Below are 1379 nucleotides of genomic sequence, written 5' to 3'. Positions count from 1 at the left end.
TTACGTCCTTCAAAAAAATTAGAATTTGGTGGGCTTATTTTAGTATGGCCTTTCACGAATATGTTTTCATACAAAAAGATAGGAACGTGTAGAAAGCTATTTATTTCTCTATTGAGAAAGGACATTAATATTTAGTGGCACAAAAATGTAATTCTGGAAGGTGTGGAAATATTGAAACCAATCATATTTGATGTTGATACTGGGATTGATGATGCCATGGCGATGGCATATGCATTAAATTCACCAGAATTGGAAGTGCTGGGGTTTACCACTTGCTTTGGTAACGTACCCATTGTTGAATCGACCCGTAATACACTGGCCGTTTTGGAAAAATTAAATAGGCGCATTCCGGTTTTTGAAGGAGCCGGTCAAACATTGGTACGCGGAAAGAAGAAGAAATATCCCAAGCATGTCCATGGGGAAGACGGATTAGGAAATACCCTTCAGTTTGAACCAACTATTAAAGCATCAAAAGGGAATGCATCAGATTTCATTATCGAACAAGTGAAAAGCCGGCCGCATGAAATTACGGTTATTGCAGTAGGACCACTGACTAACATCGCAATGGCGATTAAAAAAGCCCCGAAAATCATGTCCTTAGTAAAAGAGGTGGTTATTATGGGCGGTGCTGTAAACGTACAAGGAAATGTAACGCCTTATGCTGAAGCGAACATAGTATCCGATCCCGAAGCGGCTGATCATGTATTTTCATCCGGACTGCCAATCACCCTAGTGGGACTTGATGTGACACTGCAAACATATCTTTTGAAATCGAAGCTTGATGAATGGCGGGCAACTGGTAAGGAGAGCGCCCGATTTTTAGCGGAAATGACCGATTATTATATGAAAGCTTATGAAATCTCCCATCCAGGTTTGGGCGGTTGCGCCCTTCATGATCCACTTGCAGTCGGGGTTGCGATTGATTCAAGTTTTGTAGGTGCAGAAATGATGAACGTCAAGGTTGTGACCGAAGGCGAAGAAACAGGCAGGACAATAGGCCAACAGGTTAGCGGTCCTGGAATCCGCGTCTGTACGAAAGTGCAAGCGGATCGGTTTGTGAAACACTTTTTGGAACGGGTTATATGAGGACTTGATCATGTGATAAGGATCTCCATTAACTAAGTCGCACAGCTGAAATCCATGTATTAAAAATAGTTTATTTTGCTTTGAAAAAAGGATCTTCGTATATTTGGATATCCTTTCGATTGGTTTTTCAAATATTAATCAATCGTTTGATTAATTTCATAGAGATTTGATGAAATCCCTACATTTTAGTAATGGTCCAAAAAAAATGGGCATAAGGGGGCTGTTGACAATCTAAAAGGATTTTTGAAACCTGTATAGAATTTATTCTATGCAGGTTTTTTATTGGAGGGATT

The 1379-nt window shown here is 40.0% G+C and carries 1 protein-coding gene; it reads left to right on the top strand.

Translation table 11 applies throughout. The features are described from left to right. Positions 1 to 171: 171 nt before the first annotated feature. Positions 172 to 1086, top strand: a complete 915-nt coding sequence (locus ACFX4L_RS25350) for a nucleoside hydrolase (RefSeq protein ID WP_284468960.1) — start codon at positions 172 to 174, stop codon at positions 1084 to 1086. The last annotated feature ends 293 nt before the right edge of the window (positions 1087 to 1379 follow it).

It is taken from the genome of Peribacillus sp. YIM B13482 (assembly GCF_042787975.1).
GTDB classification, from domain to species: domain Bacteria; phylum Bacillota; class Bacilli; order Bacillales; family DSM-1321; genus Peribacillus; species Peribacillus simplex_A.
Note: the sequence above shows the minus strand (reverse complement) of the source record. Positions and strands in the feature narration are given on the sequence as shown.